This is a genomic window from Oscillospiraceae bacterium, from assembly GCA_025758045.1.
Taxonomy (GTDB): domain Bacteria; phylum Bacillota; class Clostridia; order Oscillospirales; family Ruminococcaceae; genus Gemmiger.
This window is the reverse complement of record CP107208.1, coordinates 2872716-2889746: the sequence shown is the minus strand read 5'-3', so window position 1 is coordinate 2889746 and position 17031 is coordinate 2872716. Positions and strand designations below refer to the sequence as shown.

The window sequence follows — 17031 nt, the reverse complement described above, 5'->3', positions numbered from 1 at the left end:
ACACAGCCTTCGTCCCTGTACAGGGGCGAAGGCTGTATTCTTTTTTGTGGCCTTTCACCGTAAATCAATGGATAGGAGAACACACACATGCAATGGACAGGACTTAACGAACTGCGCGAAAAGTATCTGCATTATTTTGAGACCAAAGGCCATCTGCGCCTGGGCAGTTTCCCGCTGGTGCCGAAAGACGACCCCAGCCTGCTGCTGATCAACAGCGGCATGGCCCCCATGAAGAAATGGTTCCTCGGCCAGGAAGAGCCGCCGCGCCATCGCGTGACCACCTGCCAGAAGTGCATCCGTACACCGGATATTGAGCGCGTCGGCATCACCGCCCGCCATGGCTGCTTCTTTGAGATGCTGGGCAACTTCAGCTTCCAGGATTACTTTAAGAAGGAAGTCATTCCCTGGGCCTGGGAATTCCTGACCAAAGAGCTGGAGATCCCCGCCGATAAGCTGTACATCTCCGTCTATCAGGACGACGATGAGGCCTACGACATCTGGACCAAGTCCGTCGGCATCCCCGAAGACCACATGGTCCGCCTGGGCAAAGAGGATAACTTCTGGGAGCATGGCTCTGGTCCCTGCGGCCCCTGCTCTGAGATCTACTATGACCGCGGCCTGAAGTACGGCTGCGGCAAACCCACCTGTGGCGTCGGCTGTGATTGCGACCGCTTCATGGAGATCTGGAACCTGGTCTTCAGCCAGTACGATGCTGACGGCAAGGGCAACTATGAACTGCTGGCCAAGCCCAACATCGATACCGGCATGGGCCTGGAGCGTCTGGCCGTCGTTATGCAGGATGTCAACAACCTGTTCGAGGTCGACACCGTTGCCGCCGTGCTGCACCATGTGGAGCGCATCGCCGGCAAGAAGTATGAAGAGAATGAAAAGGACGACATCTCCATCCGCGTCATCACCGACCATATCCGTGCCACCGTCTTTATGGCATCCGACGGCATCCTGCCCTCCAACGAGGGCCGCGGCTACGTTATGCGCCGTCTGCTGCGCCGCGCTGCCCGCCATGGTCGCATGCTGGGCATCAACCGCCCGTTCCTGACCGAGCTGGTCGACACTGTCATCGAGTCCAGCGAGGCCGGCTACCCCGAGCTGCGTGAGCACGAAGCCTATATCAAGAAGGTCATCGGCACCGAGGAGCTGCGCTTCGGCCGCACCATCGACGCTGGCCTGAATATCCTGAACGGCATGATGAGCCACCTGAAGGAAGTCCATGAGAAGGTCCTGTCCGGCGCGGAAGTCTTTAAGCTGAATGACACTTTCGGCTTCCCCCTTGACCTGACCCGTGAGATCGCCGCCGAGGCTGGTCTGGCTGTCGACGAGGCCGCTTTCCATGTCGAGATGACCAAGCAGCGTGAGCGCGCTCGCGCCGAGCGCCTGGCCAAGGACATCTCCGGCTGGAGCGCCGACCTGTTCGGTGAGCTGACCGCCGAGGCTACCCAGTTTGACGGCTACGACACCCTGAGCGAATCCGCCAAGGTCATCGCCCTGTCTGACGGCGAAGAGTTGGCCGATGCCATCGCCACCGACGAGGCAGGCGAGAGCAAGGACGGCGTGCTGGTCGTGCTGGACCGCACCCCGTTCTACGCCGAGATGGGCGGCCAGGTCGCTGACCACGGCTATATCACCAACGGCGACGCCAAGCTGAAAGTCACCCAGGTCAAGAAGACCCCCAAGGGCTACTTTGTCCATACCTGCGAGCTGCTGGACGGCACCATCCATGTGGGCGATGAGGTCACCGCTTCTGTTGATACCCAGCGCCGTATGGCCATCTGCCGCAACCACACCGCCACCCACCTGCTGCAGAAGGCTCTGCGCGAGGTCCTTGGTGAGCATGTCCATCAGGCCGGCAGCTATCAGGATGATAAGCTGACCCACTTCGACTTCACCCATTTCAGCGCTGTTACCCCTGAGGAACTGCGCAAGGTCGAGGACCGCGTCAACGAGAAGATTTTCGAGGCTCTGCCTGTCGCCATCCAGAACCTGCCCATCGAGGAAGCTAAGAAGATGGGGGCCATGGCTCTGTTCGGCGAGAAGTATGGCAGCGTTGTCCGTGTCGTCGATGCTGGCGGCTGGAGCACCGAGTTCTGCGGCGGCACCCATGTGACCAACACCGCACAGATTGGCTGCTTTAAGATCCTCAACGAGTCCAGCGTGGCTGCCGGCATCCGCCGTATCGAGGCCACCACCGCCTACGGCGTGCTGAACCTGCTGGATGAGCGCACCGAGCAGCTGGCCAAGACCGCCGTTGCCCTGAAGGCCAACAACCTGAAGGATGCCCCGGCCCGTGCCGAAGCCTTGACCGCTGAACTGAAAGAGACCAACAAGCAGCTGGACATCCTGAAAGCCGAGATGGCCTCCGCCAAGATCGACGGCCTGTTCGAGAATGCTGCCGACATCGACGGCGTGCGCATCGTCTCCGCCTACCTGACCGGCACCGGCGCTGACACCCTGCGCGACATGGTCGATAAGGTCCGCGATAAGGCCCCCAACGCTGTCACCGTGCTGATCGGCAGCGACGGCAGCAAGACTATGATGGCCGTTGGCGTCTCCAAGAACGCCCAGGCCCGCGGCCTGAAGGCTGGCGCTCTGGTCAAGAAGATCGCTGCCATCGCAGGCGGCAACGGCGGCGGCAAGCCCGATTTCGCCATGGCCGGTATCCGCGATACCTCCAAGATCGACGACGCCCTGAACGCCGTGCCCGAGATCGTCAAGGCTGAAATGCAGTAAATCCACAGCGCAAGCTGTTTCGGATTCCAGAATAAAGGAGGGAAAATCCGATGGACGATTGCCTGTTCTGTAAGATCGCTGCAGGGCAGATCCCCTCAAACAAACTGTACGAGGACGATCAGCTGCTGGCTTTCTACGACATTGACCCCCAGGCCCCGACCCACTTCCTGGTCATCCCCAAGCAGCACATTGACTCTGCTGCCGCCCTGACCGAGAGCGACGCCGCCCTGCTGGGCCACATCTATGCCGTTATTGCGGATCTGTGCCGCCAGCTGGGCGTGGCCGAGAACGGTTACCGCGTTGTCACCAACGTGGGCGCCGACGGCGGCCAGAGCGTCAAGCATCTGCACTTCCATGTGCTGGCAGGCCGCAGCCTGGCATGGCCTCCGGGCTGATGCCAGCCGCAGCATCACTTTTTAAAACGAAATGAGGTAGCTATCATGGCTGATACCTATACTTTGCATATCGCGGGTCTGACCCGTGAACTTCCCATCTGCAAGGTCAATGACCATCTGGACATTGCCGCCTTCATCATGTTCAGTGATGTGGAGCTGACCGAGGCCTGCGCCGCTGCGCTGCTGAAGAAAGCCCCCGAGTTTGACGTGATCCTGACCGCTGAGGCCAAGGGCATCCCCCTGGCTTACGAGATGGCCCGCCAGAGCGGCAAGTACTGGATCCCCGCCCGCAAGGGTGCCAAGCTCTACATGAAAGAGCCTGTCATCATCGAGGACCAGTCCATCACCACCGCCGGCAAGCAGACCCTTGTCATCGACAAGAAGGACATCGATTATATGAACGGCAAGCGCATCCTGATCGTGGATGACGTCATCTCCACCGGCGGCTCTCTGCACGCCCTGGAGACCCTGGCCGCCAAGAGCACCGGCACCGTTGTTGGTTGCTGTGCCGCCCTGGCCGAGGGGGATGCCGCCAAGCGCACCGACATCTTCTTCCTCGAGCCGCTGCCGCTCTTTGCCCATTAAGTAAGATGAAACGCAAACTTGCCATTTTTGGCCTTTGCTTTGCAGGGGCCGAGCTGTTTGCGGCAAACATGCCGCCGCTGGTCCTGGTGCCTGCGGCGGCACTTTTGCTATTGCTTTTATTTTTAAGTATAGTCCGCCGCAGCAGAGCTCTTCCGCTGGTACTTGGTGCCGTAGCGGGGCTTTGCTGGTTTTGCGCGTTCAGCTTTGCGGTGTTCCGCCCTGTGCGGGCGCTGGCAGGCCAGACGGTGACCTGTATGGTTACTGTTGAAACGGATGCCACAGCCGCCTACCAGAACGGCCAGCTGCGGGGCACATTAACGGTTACTGGCATCAACGGCAAAAGCTGCCATTTTAAAATGCGCAGCAACGGATTCCCCGCCCAGGAGCCAGGGGAGACCTTCACCGCCGATTTTACCATGACCGACCTGCCCAAAGATGCCTACCGGGCATCCCGATTAAGCCGCGGCATCCTGCTGCAAGGTGAGTACACCGGCGGCTATAAAACGGGTGCCGACAGCTGCGCCCCGCGCTTTGCGCTCTACCGACTGCGGAAAAATGCCTCAGCGCTGCTGCGCCGCTGGCTGCCGCGGGATTTAGGCGGCCTCGAAGCTGCCATGCTGTTAGGGGATAAAGCCGCCCTGCCGGACACCGTGCAGGATACCTTCCGCGCGGCGGGCATCTCGCACCTGCTGGCCGTATCGGGCCTGCATCTGGCGCTGCTGTGCGGGCTGTTCTCTTTTGGCCGTCGCCGTCGGTTTTATCGGCCGCTGATCCTTGTGCGGGCGGTGGTAGCCGTGTTTTACATGCTGCTTACCGGCCTGCCGATCTCGGTTTTGCGGGCTGGCATCGTCTTTCTGCTGGTGCTGCTGGGAGATTGGTTCTACCAGCCCATCGACCTGCTCACCCTCACGGGTGCGGCGGCCGTTTTGCTGGGCCTGCAAAACCCTTACGCGCCCTGCGACATCGGCTTTCAGCTTTCCTTCTGCGCCGTGCTGGGCGTGCAGGCATCCGTGGCGCTTACCCGTTGGGAAGAAGCGCATATCCCCGGCCAGGATGCCGAGGGCTGGCAGGCCCAACTGCGCCGCGCCGGGCTGACTGTGCTTTCCACTGTGCAGACGGCGGCGCTGGCATCGCTGGCGACCCTGCCGGTGCTGGTCGCCCAGGGCCTGACAACCAGCGGCGTGGGTGTCCTTGCCAACTTGCTCACAGTCTGGATGCTCCAGCCCGCGCTGGTACTGGGCCTTGTCGTGCTGGCTTTGCAAATTGTCGCCATCCCGCTTGCCATTGCGGCCCCGCTGGCCCATATGGCTAGTTTCCTGCTGGCGGTCTGGCTGCGGATTTTTTACGCGCTGGCCTCCTGGTGCGCTGCCCTGCCGTTGGCCCGGCTGTACCTCCCGCGGGAGTACACGCTGCTGGTGCTGGTCCTGCTGGGCATACTGGCGCTGGTATATTATGCGGCGGGCAGGTTCCGCTGGTTCCTGCCGGCGGGGGTGGTTTGCGCGGCAGTGGCCATTGTGCTGGGTGTGCAGATGCAGAAAGGCGTTGTTACCATGGCACTTGTAGGCACCGCAGGCAACCCGGCGGTCGTCTGTGCGCAGGATGGCCAGGCGGTGGTGCTGTTCCGTGGCGGGGAAACCAACCTGCGCGCCGTGCGCAGCTACCTGGCCGACCACGGCGCCGCCGAGCAGGTGCTTACGGTGGATCTGCGCCGCAGCGGCACAGAAATCACCTTTGACACCGAGGAAATATGCACTGCCCAAACTACGGGCGCCTACACCACCCGGCCTATTTTAAACGGCCTGACGCTGGACATCTACCACACCTCCGGCGGCAATCTGGCCGTGGTAGGGGATGGCCGCAGTCACATTGCCGTCATGGCAGGCAGCACCGCCCTGTCTGCGCCGGTGGCGGTGGACGTCCTCTGCGCGGCGGGGGCGCTGTCGGATTCGGTACAGCCTGCCGCCATCCTGACCACCGCATCTTCGCCCCGCTGGCTTGACCAGCCGGGCGTCCAGCAGGTATACTATGGGCAGGACATTCCCTTTATCCAACTGCGGCCCGGCCGCTCGCTCCAGATCAAGGAGGCAGAACGCGTTGCTTTACAGTGAAAACGAACTGAATAAACGGCTCCGCTCCGGCTGCGGGCTGTACTACTTTTACGCTGCCGACGAGGCCCTCGTCCACACCGCCGCCCAAAAGGCGCTGAAGGTGCTGAACGAGGATGACCCCGAGACCACCGTGCTGGACGGCCCCGCGCCCCGGGTGGAGGAGATCGTGCTGGCAGCGGGCACCATCTCCTTCTTCGGTGGGCGGCGGCTGGTGCTGATGCCCCTCATCCGCCCGTCCACCTACTCGGACAAGGACCTGCAGGACCTCTGCGATACGCTGGCCGACACCGAAAACGCCATCTTCGTCATGACCAGCGTCATCGAGGAAAAGTTCGGCAAGCTGCGCCCCGGCAAGCGGGAGCAAAAGCTGATCACGGCCTGTGAGAAGCTGGGCTACTGCGTGCAGCTCAATAAACCCGGCCGCGCCGCCTTGCAGGAGATGGCACGCAGTTGGGCAAACGAATGCGGCGCTCTGTTTGCTAAGGGCGCGGAAGCCGCCCTGCTGGACCGCTGCGGCGAGGACCAGTTTTTGCTGAAAAATGAGATCGACAAACTGGCGGCCCTCTCCGGCTATGGTACCATCACCGCCGAGATGGTGGCCCAGCTGGGCACTGTCACGCTGGATGCTGACACCTTTGATATGGTCAAGCTGGTGGCCGCCGGCCGCACCGACCAGGCCCAGCAAAAGCTGAAAACGCTGCTGGCCCTGCAAAACGAGCCGATCATGATCACCGGCGCCCTCATCGGCAACTACATCGATATGTACCGCGTCCTGCAGGCCAAGCGCAGCCGCCGCAGCCTGGCCGATGTGGCCAAGGATTTTGGCTACGGTGGCAAGTGGAGCTACCGCCTGGGCGAGACCGAACGCACGGCCTCCCGCTTCAAGCGCCGCCAATTGGAAAAATGCCTGGAAGTGCTGCAAAAGCTGGACACCGATTTAAAAAGCAGCAAGTTGGACGCCGACCTGCTGATGCAGAAAGCTCTGTGCGAACTGGCACTGGCAGGGAGGTCCTGATGCTGAAACTGGAACAAGCCGTCCTGGTGGAGGGAAAATACGACGCCGCGCGGCTGACAAACATCGTCGATGCGACGATTTTGACGACCGACGGCTCCCGAGTCTTCCGGGATAAAGAGCTGCAAAACATGCTCAAGCGCATTGCCGCCGCCCAAGGACTTATCATTTTGACCGATTCCGACGATGCGGGTTTCCGCATCCGCCACTTTGTCACCGGCTTAGTCGGGGCCGAGCATGTCCTGCAGGCCTACGTCCCGGCGGTCCACGGCAAGGAGGCCCGCAAACAGGCCCCCGGCAAGGAGGGTCTGCTGGGCGTCGAGGGCATCGCTGATGACTTGATTTTGCAGGGCCTGCAGACTGCGCTGGACAGCGCCCCTGCGCCCCAAACTACAGCGCAGGACACCGACCGCACCGCCATTACCTACACCGATCTATACGAGTGGGGCATCTCCGGCACGGCCAACAGCGCCGACCGCCGCCGCGCCCTGCTGGCCCGCTTGGGTCTGCCTCCGCGCCTGAGCAAAAAGGAACTGCTGCAAGTCCTGAACACCCTGTACACATGGGAAAGTCTGGACGCGCAAATTAAAATGATGGAATAAAAACAAATCCGCCATGCGTGTGCATGACGGATTTGTTCTGTAATGAACGTGTTTATTTCAGCATCCCATCCTCAACCTGCTGGCAATACCACGGTTTCTCGGCATGGAATACCCGCCCGGTCAGGTGGGCAAAACGCTCGTTGCTGATTTTGGCGGGGAACTTCAATTCCCATGCGCACAGTGCCTGGTACTTCAGCCGCAGTTCGCGGTTGGCGGCGTTGTTGCCGTACTTGCTGTCGCCCAAAATGGGGCAGCCGATATGCGCCAAATGCGCACGGATCTGGTGGGTGCGGCCAGTGACCAGCTCCACTTCCAGCAGGGCCAGCCGTCCGCTGACGGCTAGTGTCTCGTAGCCGGTGATGACTTCCTTCGCGCCGCCCGCCGTCGTGTCGGTAATGCGCACGATGCCGCGCTCGGCGTCCTTCAGCAGGTAATCCCGCAGCAGAGCGGCGGGGGGATTGGGGCGGCCAAAGGTCACGCAGAGATACCGCTTTTCGATCTCCCGCTTCTTGATGGCCTCGGTCAAAAATGCCTCAGCGGCGTTATTTTTGGCCAGCAGTACCAGGCCGCTGGTGCCGGTGTCCAGCCGGTGGCACAGCACGGCGTGGGTGGGCTTGCCCTCGGCGGCCAGTTTGGCTTGCACCCGTTTTACCAGCGTGTCGGCGTCGCCGCCGTCCACCGTCAGGCCGGCGGGCTTGTTGGCAATGATGATGTCGTCATCCTCATACACAAACACGGCGGCGGGGGTGGGGCGGCTTTCCAACTGGTCGTCACTCAAAAACAGGCGGATGGTATCGCCGTTCTGCACCCGGGTGGAAAGCGGCTGCTTTTTGCCGTTCAGCTTGATCTTATTCTCCCGCAGGGCCTTGTTCAGCCGACCCAGGCCTAAGGCGGGGTACTGGTCCATCAGATACTTGTCCAGCCGCACAGGCAGCAGGTTTTTTACATGCAATTCTTTCATTGGGTCGTCAACTCCTGATCCCACAAAATCGTGGCGTCGTTTATATCCAAAGTGACCATCAGCCAACCGGCGTCGTGGTCATCAAGCTCCGTAATGCGGTAGGCTTGGCCGTCCGCGCATAGATACTGCGCATTTTCCAATTTCCGCCGTGTAAACGGAGAATCCTTAAAGCAGACGGTCTTGCGGGTGGAATCCAACACGCCGCGGTTCCACAGCGCATCGGTATAATCCGCCAGCCGCAGGGGATAGCTGTCATCGTAGAGCGTACACAGCGCATCAAACGTCTGCCCCTGCAAGCCGGGGGCAATCACATACCAATTGCAGCTGCCGTCCCGGCTTGTCACCTTGCCGCACCAGGCGGCGTTTCGCACCGGCTCCACCGCCTGCAAAAATTCGCCCTCGTCCTCAAACAAATACAGCGCGTTTGGCTCTGCCTGACCCTCCGCCAGCGCCGCCAGCAGGGCGGCCCGCTGGTTTTCCAAAGCGGCATCATCGTACCGTGCGGCAAAGGGGTCGTTGGTGGTCATACCGTTGTCAGCGGCAAACAGTGCCAGGTGCAGTGCATCGTCCTGCAACCCCTGTACCGAATAAAGCTTCTCGTATCCACTCACCGCCTGCCAGAAATTACTTTCCAGTGTAGTAGGAAAGGCCTCACTCTGCTGCGCCTGCACCATGGCCTCATGCCGCTGGATAAGTGCCGGGCTGATGTCCCAAAGCTGCACCACCACTGCCGCCATGACCCACACGGTCCCGCGGGGCAGTTTCGCCAGTCCGGCAAAGGCCGCCAGCACCAGCACGTAGTACACCGGCCAGAACAGCCGCCCGCCGGAGCGGAAAACCGAGAACAGCTTGATCAGCGACGCCGGCAGCGGCAGCGTGACCAGCGTCACGCCGTCGGCCGTAACCACATGGCTTACCGCAAACGCCGTCAGCACCACAAACACCGCGCACAGCGCCCAGTGCCGCCGCAGCAGCGCAGCTAGGCGTTTTCGCGCCGCAACCACGGCGATGGGCAGGGCGATCAGCATGCCCAATCCCAGGTAGGCGAACGCATCATAGTTGCCGCCCACCTGGTTCTGCGCAGGCAAAAACCGACTGTAGAGCACGCCGTTTACCCCGGCAGGGTTCCACAGCGCGTTCAGATTCATCGAGAAATACCCGTACAGCGCCTGCCCGCCGCTGGTGGCCGTGCCGTACAAAAGCCCCAGCGCCCAGCCCAGCACCGCCGTGCAGGCCAAATCACAGCCCAAAAACACCGCAGGCCCGGCCCAGCGTTTGTGCGTCACCGCATATTCCAGCAGCAGCGCCAGCGTGACCGCGTAAGTCATGGGCAGAAAATACGGGTGGATGCCCACCGCCAGCACGTTGACGGCAAACAGCAGGGGAAGACGATACCGCCCCTGCCGCCGCCCGCAAAAATAGCAGTACAACGCCGCCAGCACCAGCCATTGTGCCCCCAGCGAGGTATGCCGGAATGCCCGCTCGATCAGAATCGGGCTGGCACTGAACAGCAAACTCCCGGCCGCACAGGCAGGCACGCTCTCGCAGAACAGCCCGCATAGCAGCGCACCGAACCCGCCCTGCAGTGCAAAGGAGGTAAGGGTAAACCAACCAAAATACTGGAACGTTCCGCCCAGCGCATTGGCCACAGGCCGCAGCAGCGCCGCCAGCAGTGGGATGGAATCGGTATACGCCACGCTGACGCCCGCAGGTGCGTTGACCGCTTTCGTCACGCAGAAGGGAAACCCAATTGCGTTTTCGCGGTAGAACAGCCACCCGGCGTAGTGCTGTTGGATGTCCTTTTCAATATAGCCGCCGCGGCAAAAGGCATCGTTCGCCACATCCAGCGGCGAAACGCCGTACACGGCCAGAAACACCAGCACGCCCAGCGCCGCCCCCAAAGCAAACCGTGTCGCCGTGTGCCGCCCTTTGGCAAGATCCGCCAAAACAAGGCCCCCTTTCCTTTATAATAAGGCTACAGGCAAGTATACCACAAAATCCGCTGCGGGACAACAAAAAAAGCCTGCCGGGTATGGCCCTGGCAGGCGAAAATCTGTTTTTTACTGCTCGCGGAAAGTCAGATGGTCATCACTCATCTCGTTGACGATGGCAAGGCTGGCCAGCTTGTAACCAGCAGCGCGCAGCTCCGCACCGCCCGGCTGGAAGCCCTTCTCGATGCAGATGCCGATACCGGCCACCGAGCAGCCCGCCTGGTTGCAGACATCCAGCAGGCCCTTCATGGCCTTGCCGTTTGCCAAAAAGTCGTCCAAAATCAGCACACGGTCGCCGGAGTTCAGAAACTTTTTGGCCAGGGTGATATCATACTCGCGGCCATAGGTAAAGGACTGCACCTTGGAGGTATAGACCTCGCCGTCAATGTTCTTGCTCTTGGCCTTTTTGGCAAACACGACCGGCACGTTGAAATACCGGGCGGTCATGCAGGCGATGGCAATGCCGGAAGCCTCGATGGTCAGGATCTTGTTCACGCCGTCATTTTTAAAAATGCGGTAGAACTCCCCGCCGATCTTGTCCAGCAGGTCCACGTCCAGCTGGTGGTTCAGAAAACAGTCTACTTTCAGTACATTGCCGGGACGGACCTGCCCATCCTGCAAAATGCGATCTTCCAAAAGTTTCATCTGCGAATGTGCCCCTTTCACAGTTCGTTTTTGTGGTAAAGTGTAATACTCTTCTCATTATGGCAAATTTCGGCGCAGTTTGCAAGAACTTTACAAAAAAATACTTGAACTTTTTGCGGTATTGGCGTTTTGATAACTTTTTTGTAACTAAATTTTGTGTAAAAACTACATAAAACCTGAAAAATTGATTGTCAACTCTGTAAAATCGGGCCATTGCACTTTAGGGGATAAAAGTCTATAATGGCTAGTATATTCCAGCATCCTATCCGGGGTTGTGCGACCCCGGCGGCGAAATGCCGGTGCTGCGAAAATTTCTTGGGAGGGAAATCACAATGAAAAAACTCGTTAGTTCTGTTCTGGCAGCTTCTATGGTGCTGAGCCTGGCTGCCTGCGGCTCCTCGGCTTCTTCTGCTGCTGAGAGCACCGCTGCATCCTCTGATGCAGCTTCCACCGCCGCTACTGCTGAGGCAGGCGAGGGCTCCGGCGCTTACACCGGCACCCCCATCAAGATCGGCGGCATCGGCCCCATCACCGGCGCTGCCGCTGTGTATGGCCAGGCTGTTAAGAACGCTGAAGAGCTGGCTGTCAAGGAGATCAACGCCGCCAACGGCAGCGATGTCTTTGAGTGGAAGTTCGAGGATGACGAGCATGACGCTGAGAAGAGCGTGAACGCTTATAACACCCTGAAGGACTGGGGCCTGCAGGTCCTGGCTGGTCCAGTTACCACCACCCCGTCCCTGGCCGTTGCAGCTGAGACTGCCAACGACAACATCTTCATGATGACCCCGTCTGCTTCTGCTGTTGACGTCATCGCCACTGGCGACAATGTCTTCCAGATCTGCTTCACCGACCCCAACCAGGGCGTTGCTTCTGCTGATTACATCGCAGACAACCAGCTGGGCACCAAGGTCGGCATCATCTATGATTCTTCCGACGCTTACAGCCGCGGTATCCACGACAAGTTCCAGGCTGAGGCTGCCGAGAAGGGTCTGGAGATCGTTGCTGACGAGGCTTTCACCTCTGACAACAAGTCTGACCTGTCCACCCAGGTTGCCAAGTGCCAGGAGGCCGGTGCTGATCTGGTCTTCCTGCCTATCTACTATCAGGAGGCTTCCCAGATCCTGATCGTCGCCAACAAGACCGGCTATGAGCCCACCTTCTTCGGCTGCGACGGCATGGACGGTATCCTGGCCATCGAAGGCTTCGACACCTCTCTGGCTGAGGGCCTGATGCTCCTGACTCCGTTCGCTGCTGACGCAAAGGACGAGAAGACCCAGGCTTTCGTTACCGCTTACGAGGAGGCTTACGGCGACACCCCGAACCAGTTCGCTGCTGATGCTTACGATGTCGTCTACGCCATCTACCAGGCTGCCCTGGCTGGCAACATCAACGGCGACATGGATGCCAGCGACATCTGCGAGGCTCTGAAGACCCAGTTCAGCTCCATGACTTTCGACGGCCTGACCGGCGATGGCATGACCTGGGATGCTTCCGGCGCTGTTTCCAAGGCTCCTAAGGCTGTTGTCATCAAGGACGGCGCTTACGCTGCCATGTAATCTCTAGGTAGATTCCGTTGCCAATGGGGGCTGCCGGACAAGTATGTCCAGGCAGCTCCTTTTTTCTTATGGTTTTTCTGTATTGTTGAAAAAAACAGAAGTTTTTCGTACAAATACACGCAAAACCCATTGTTTTGCCGTTTTGTTTGTGGTACTATGATTTTATGTTCCCCAAACGGCCAGCTGCGGCAAACTCTGTTGGCAGGGGACAAAGCGGCAAAATAGAGTGAGGTGTACGCAATGCAATTCTTTTCTTACCTGATCAACGGTATCAGCCTGGGCAGTGTTTATGCACTGATTGCCCTGGGCTACACCATGGTCTACGGCATTGCCAAGATGTTGAACTTCGCCCACGGCGATGTCATCATGATCGGCAGTTATGTCGTTTACTTCGCCTTTGGCGCTTCGGGGCTTAACCCGGTGCTGTCCATCGTCCTGTCCATGATCGTATGCACGATTTTGGGCGTGGTGATCGAACGGCTGGCCTACCGCCCCCTGCGTGAGGCACCATCCCTGGCGGTTCTGATCACCGCCATCGGTGTCAGCTATCTCTTGCAACAGGTGGCCCAGTTGTCCTGGTCCTCCAACCCCAAGAGCTTTACTTCTGTCGTTTCCGGCATGAAGCCTGTTTCTCTCTTTGGCGGTCAGCTGACCATCTCCGCCGAGACTATCGTTACCATTTTGGCCTGCGTGGTCATCATGGTGGTGCTGATGTGGTTCGTCAACTACACGCCCGCCGGTCACGCCATGCTGGCTGTGTCTGAGGACCGCGGCGCTGCCCAGCTGATGGGTGTCAACGTCAACGGCACCATCTCGCTGACCTTCGCTATCGGCTCCGCCCTGGCGGCTATCGCCGGTGCGCTGCTCTGCTCCTCTTACCCCACGCTGCAGCCCACCACCGGCGCTATGCCTGGTATCAAGGCTTTCGTGGCGGCTGTTTTCGGCGGTATCGGCTCGATCCCCGGCGCATTCGTCGGCGGCATCCTGCTGGGCATCATCGAGAACCTCAGCAAAGCTTACATTTCTACCCAGCTGTCTGACGCCATCGTCTTCCTGGTGCTGGTCGTCGTGCTGATCGTCAAACCGACCGGTCTGCTGGGCAAGAAAGTCAACGTGAAAGTGTGAGGTGGCCGCGATGAACTTGAAAAATTTGAACCGCTCCACCAAGAGCAACATCATCACCTTTGGCATCGTCATCGGCTTCTATCTGCTGATCCAGATCTTGTCCGCCGCAGGCATGGTCACCAACTCCTTCGCAGGTCAGCTGGTGCCTATCTGCGCATACGTTGTCATGGCTGTCTCCCTGAACTTGACCGTTGGCATGCTGGGCGAGCTGAGCCTGGGCCACGCCGGGTTTATGAGCGTGGGCGCTTTTGCCGGTACGCTGGTGTGGGTCAGCCTGTATGACACCACCTTCCCCAAGCCTGCAGCGCTGCTGCTGGCCTTTGTGGTGGGTGGCGTTGTGGCTGGTATCTTCGGCTTCCTGGTCGGCATCCCTGTTCTGCGTCTGTCCGGCGATTATCTGGCCATCGTCACACTGGCTTTCGGTGAGATCGTCAAGAACTTCATGAACGCCTGCAACCTGGGCGTGGATTCCAAGGGCCTGCACTTCTCCCTGAAGGACACTGCCTCCCTGAATCTAGACGCCGACGGCAAAGTGCTGATCAATGGCGCCATGGGCATCACCGGAATCAAGAAGGCTTCCACCTTCACCATCGGCATCGTGCTGGTTATCATCACGCTGGCTGTCATCCTTAACCTGGTCAACTCCCGCGCAGGCCGCGCCATCACCTCCATCCGTGATAACGAGATCGCCGCTCGTTCGGTCGGTATCCCCATCACCAAGTACAAGCTGATGGCTTTTGTGACCTCCGCTGTGTTTGCCGGTATGGCCGGTGTGCTTTACTCGCTGAACTACTCCTCTCTGGTCGCTAAGAAGTTTGACTACAACACCTCCATCCTGATCCTGGTGTTCGTTGTTCTGGGCGGCATCGGCAACCTGCGCGGCTCGGTCATTGCTGCCACCGTGCTGACCGTCCTGCCCGAGTTGCTGCGCAGCATGAACGATTACCGCATGCTGATCTACGCCATCGTGCTGATCGTTGTGATGATCTTCAACCAGAGCCCGCAGATGATTGCAATGCGCAAGCGCCTGACTGCCCGTTTCCGCAAGGACGCGGCCGACAGGGCACCCAAGAAGAACAAGAAGGAGGCGGCTTAACATGGCACTGTTGGAAGTAAGCAACCTGGGTATTGCTTTCGGCGGCCTGCAGGCCGTTGCTCAGCTGGACCTTTCCATCGAGAAAGGCCACCTCTATGGTCTGATCGGCCCCAACGGCGCCGGCAAGACCACCGTGTTTAACATGCTCACCGGCGTCTACAAGCCTACCGAGGGCAACATCGTCCTCGACGGCAAGGATATCACCGGCAAGACCCCCGAACTGATCAGCAAGGCCGGTGTGGCCCGTACCTTCCAGAATATCCGCCTGTTCAACGAGATGAGCGTGCTGGATAATGTCAAGGTCGGCCTGCACAACCAGATCCAGTACGGCATGTGGACCGGCATCCTGCGCCTGCCCGCCTACAAAGAGAAAGAGCACGAGATGAATCGCGAGGCGAAGAAGCTGCTCAAGATCTTTGGACTGGAAGATAAGGCAGACCTCAAGGCCAGCCAGCTGCCCTACGGCGAACAGCGCAAGCTGGAGATCGCCCGTGCCCTGGCCACCAACCCGAAACTGCTGCTGCTGGACGAGCCTGCCGCCGGTATGAACCCCAACGAAACCGACGAGTTGATGCAGACCGTACGCAGTGTGCGCGACCAGTTCGGCATCGCCATCCTGCTCATCGAGCACGATATGAACTTTGTCATGGGCATCTGCGAGGAGATCACCGTGCTGGACTACGGCCGTGTCATCGCCCGCGGCGACGGCAAAGCAATCCGCAATAACCCCAAGGTCATTGCGGCCTATCTGGGAGGTGACTGATCATGGGTGAGATGCTTTCTGTTAAAAATATCAACGTTTTTTACGGGTCCATCCAGGCCCTGCGTGACATTTCGTTCCACGTCAATGAGGGCGAGATCGTCACGCTGATCGGTGCCAACGGTGCCGGTAAAACGACTACCATGCACGCCATCTCCGGCCTGCTGAAAGTGCAGAGCGGCGAGATCGACTACTGCGGCCAGAACATCAGTAAGATGGAAGCCCACAAGATCATCCGTCTGGGCCTGGCCCAGGTGCCGGAAGGCCGCCGTGTCTTCAGCGGGCTGACCGTTATGCAGAACCTGCAGATGGGTGCCTACACCCGCCGCGACGGCAAAGAGGCCATCCAGAACGACTACGATATGGTCTTTGATCTGCTGCCGCGCTTGAAAGAGCGCCGTAACCAGCCCGCCGGTACACTTTCCGGCGGCGAGCAGCAGATGCTGGCCATGGGCCGTGCCCTGATGTGCAAGCCCAAGATGCTGCTGCTGGACGAGCCGTCCATGGGTCTGTCTCCGCTGCTGGTCAAGGAAATCTTCAAGATCATCCGCCAGGTCAACCGCAACGGTGTGACCGTGCTACTGGTGGAGCAGAACGCCAAAATGGCCCTGGAGATCGCCAACCGTGCCTACGTGCTGGAGACCGGCAAGATCAAGATGGAAGGCGAAGCCCACGAGCTTGCCAACAACATCGAGGTCCGCAAAGCCTACCTCGGCTGCGAATAAGCAAAACAAAACGACCTGTCCCTGCGGACAGGCCGTTTTTGTATGCTGCTTATTATGCCGCAGCCCTGTAATGCTGCAAATGCTCTGCAGGGGCCGATGCCTGCATCGGCCCGCCATGTCACAACAGCGCCTCCGGCGGCCGATCATCATCCGTCCCCGGCTGGGTCAGCATATCCATGAGTTTCGAGTAAATATCGCTGCCGTGTGCAATAAACATGTTCTTCGTCATCTCGGCGGTCAGCTTGTCGGGCATGGTCAGCTGCAGCTGAAACACATCGCTGCCCAGGTCGCCGATATTGCACCACACCACATACTTGCCGTTTTTTTCTTCCACATGGGCGCGGTTGGAGGCTGCCTTGTGCCGCCAGCTCTGGATCTGCATTACGGCGCGGATGGCGCTCTCCCGCACAGTGCGGGGCAAATCATGGGCCAGTGTGCTGGCCACCGAAGCACCCTTGTCAGTGATGCTGTACTGCTCGTCGGTACAGGTGACAAGGCCCTGCTTCTGCACCTCGGCCAAAGCGTCGGCAAATTCAAAGTAATTGACCAGCTGCTCCTGCAAAAGCGCGCCCTGCAGGGTATCCCGCGTCAGGGGACCGGCTGTTTTGATAAGATAGCAAAGTAAAATGCGAATCTGGGTATCATCTGTAAGGCCACCGGGCTTTACACCTGCGGTAAATGCTTCTGCCATCTGATCACTTCCTCGTATTTTGTGTTTTCCATAC

At 59.4% G+C, this 17031-nt stretch carries 15 protein-coding genes; 11 read left to right on the top strand and 4 right to left on the bottom strand.

Annotation, left to right across the window (positions count from 1 at the left end):
• The first annotated feature begins 87 nt into the window (after positions 1-87).
• From alaS to OGM81_13610, 6 genes are read left to right on the top strand one after another with little or no spacing between them, the layout of a single operon-like run.
• Entirely contained in the window at positions 88-2745 is a 2658-nt protein-coding gene (gene alaS, locus OGM81_13635; protein UYJ43344.1) for an alanine--tRNA ligase, read from the top strand.
• 50 nt (positions 2746-2795) lie between these two features.
• Entirely contained in the window at positions 2796-3140 is a 345-nt protein-coding gene (locus OGM81_13630; GenBank protein UYJ43343.1) for a histidine triad nucleotide-binding protein, read from the top strand.
• 45 nt (positions 3141-3185) lie between these two features.
• Positions 3186-3725, top strand: coding sequence for a phosphoribosyltransferase family protein (locus tag OGM81_13625; GenBank protein ID UYJ43342.1), 540 nt, complete (start codon positions 3186-3188; stop codon positions 3723-3725).
• Between the two features lie 5 nt (positions 3726-3730).
• Positions 3731-5833: a ComEC/Rec2 family competence protein gene (locus tag OGM81_13620; GenBank protein UYJ43341.1), complete on the top strand. Its 2103-nt coding sequence runs from the start codon at positions 3731-3733 to the stop codon at positions 5831-5833.
• Positions 5820-6848: a DNA polymerase III subunit delta gene (holA, locus tag OGM81_13615; GenBank protein UYJ43340.1), complete on the top strand. Its 1029-nt coding sequence runs from the start codon at positions 5820-5822 to the stop codon at positions 6846-6848. Before OGM81_13620 ends, holA begins: the two co-directional genes overlap by 14 nt.
• A complete protein-coding gene (locus OGM81_13610; protein UYJ43339.1) occupies positions 6848-7447 on the top strand; it encodes a DUF4093 domain-containing protein in 600 nt (199 codons plus the stop codon). Before holA ends, OGM81_13610 begins: the two co-directional genes overlap by 1 nt.
• Before the next feature lie 52 nt (positions 7448-7499).
• On the opposite strand, the gene OGM81_13605 is transcribed toward OGM81_13610, so the two are convergent.
• The 3 genes from OGM81_13605 to OGM81_13595 form a co-directional block, all read right to left on the bottom strand.
• Positions 7500-8408 (bottom strand): RluA family pseudouridine synthase, encoded by a 909-nt coding sequence (locus OGM81_13605; GenBank protein ID UYJ43338.1) that lies wholly within the window; start codon positions 8406-8408, stop codon positions 7500-7502.
• Positions 8405-10354 (bottom strand): DUF6311 domain-containing protein, encoded by a 1950-nt coding sequence (locus OGM81_13600; GenBank protein ID UYJ43337.1) that lies wholly within the window; start codon positions 10352-10354, stop codon positions 8405-8407. Before OGM81_13600 ends, OGM81_13605 begins: the two co-directional genes overlap by 4 nt.
• 114 nt (positions 10355-10468) lie before the next feature.
• Positions 10469-11044: a xanthine phosphoribosyltransferase gene (locus OGM81_13595; GenBank protein UYJ43336.1), complete on the bottom strand. Its 576-nt coding sequence runs from the start codon at positions 11042-11044 to the stop codon at positions 10469-10471.
• A gap of 332 nt (positions 11045-11376) precedes the next feature.
• On the opposite strand from OGM81_13595, the gene OGM81_13590 reads away from it, so the two are divergent.
• The 5 genes from OGM81_13590 to OGM81_13570 all read left to right on the top strand — a co-directional run bounded on the left by OGM81_13590 (position 11377) and on the right by OGM81_13570 (position 16306).
• Positions 11377-12600 carry an ABC transporter substrate-binding protein gene (locus OGM81_13590; GenBank protein UYJ43335.1) on the top strand — a complete coding sequence of 408 codons (1224 nt, stop codon included), beginning with the start codon at positions 11377-11379 and terminating at the stop codon, positions 12598-12600.
• Between the two features lie 240 nt (positions 12601-12840).
• Positions 12841-13725, top strand: coding sequence for a branched-chain amino acid ABC transporter permease (locus OGM81_13585; GenBank protein UYJ43334.1), 885 nt, complete (start codon positions 12841-12843; stop codon positions 13723-13725).
• Between the two features lie 10 nt (positions 13726-13735).
• Positions 13736-14821 (top strand): branched-chain amino acid ABC transporter permease, encoded by a 1086-nt coding sequence (locus tag OGM81_13580; protein UYJ43333.1) that lies wholly within the window; start codon positions 13736-13738, stop codon positions 14819-14821.
• A 1-nt stretch (position 14822) separates the two neighbouring features.
• Complete coding sequence (locus OGM81_13575; GenBank protein ID UYJ43332.1) at positions 14823-15584, top strand: ABC transporter ATP-binding protein; 762 nt, start codon at positions 14823-14825, stop codon at positions 15582-15584.
• Between the two features lie 2 nt (positions 15585-15586).
• Positions 15587-16306 carry an ABC transporter ATP-binding protein gene (locus tag OGM81_13570; GenBank protein UYJ43331.1) on the top strand — a complete coding sequence of 240 codons (720 nt, stop codon included), beginning with the start codon at positions 15587-15589 and terminating at the stop codon, positions 16304-16306.
• 118 nt (positions 16307-16424) lie between these two features.
• Here OGM81_13570 and OGM81_13565 read toward each other — a convergent pair whose 3' ends face one another.
• Positions 16425-16997, bottom strand: coding sequence for a DUF4364 family protein (locus OGM81_13565; protein UYJ43330.1), 573 nt, complete (start codon positions 16995-16997; stop codon positions 16425-16427).
• Positions 16998-17031: the final 34 nt, after the last annotated feature.

Excerpts from the sequence above, each read along its gene's own strand:
- alaS (UYJ43344.1), top strand. The coding sequence starts at position 88 with ATGCAATGGACAGGACTTAACGAACTGCGCGAAAAGTATCTGCATTAT.
- OGM81_13630 (UYJ43343.1), top strand. The coding sequence starts at position 2,796 with ATGGACGATTGCCTGTTCTGTAAGATCGCTGCAGGGCAGATCCCCTCA.
- OGM81_13625 (UYJ43342.1), top strand. The coding sequence starts at position 3,186 with ATGGCTGATACCTATACTTTGCATATCGCGGGTCTGACCCGTGAACTT.
- OGM81_13620 (UYJ43341.1), top strand. The coding sequence starts at position 3,731 with ATGAAACGCAAACTTGCCATTTTTGGCCTTTGCTTTGCAGGGGCCGAG.
- OGM81_13610 (UYJ43339.1), top strand. The coding sequence starts at position 6,848 with ATGCTGAAACTGGAACAAGCCGTCCTGGTGGAGGGAAAATACGACGCC.
- OGM81_13605 (UYJ43338.1), bottom strand. The coding sequence starts at position 8,408 with ATGAAAGAATTGCATGTAAAAAACCTGCTGCCTGTGCGGCTGGACAAG.
- OGM81_13595 (UYJ43336.1), bottom strand. The coding sequence starts at position 11,044 with ATGAAACTTTTGGAAGATCGCATTTTGCAGGATGGGCAGGTCCGTCCC.
- OGM81_13590 (UYJ43335.1), top strand. The coding sequence starts at position 11,377 with ATGAAAAAACTCGTTAGTTCTGTTCTGGCAGCTTCTATGGTGCTGAGC.
- OGM81_13585 (UYJ43334.1), top strand. The coding sequence starts at position 12,841 with ATGCAATTCTTTTCTTACCTGATCAACGGTATCAGCCTGGGCAGTGTT.
- OGM81_13580 (UYJ43333.1), top strand. The coding sequence starts at position 13,736 with ATGAACTTGAAAAATTTGAACCGCTCCACCAAGAGCAACATCATCACC.
- OGM81_13575 (UYJ43332.1), top strand. The coding sequence starts at position 14,823 with ATGGCACTGTTGGAAGTAAGCAACCTGGGTATTGCTTTCGGCGGCCTG.
- OGM81_13570 (UYJ43331.1), top strand. The coding sequence starts at position 15,587 with ATGGGTGAGATGCTTTCTGTTAAAAATATCAACGTTTTTTACGGGTCC.
- OGM81_13565 (UYJ43330.1), bottom strand. The coding sequence starts at position 16,997 with ATGGCAGAAGCATTTACCGCAGGTGTAAAGCCCGGTGGCCTTACAGAT.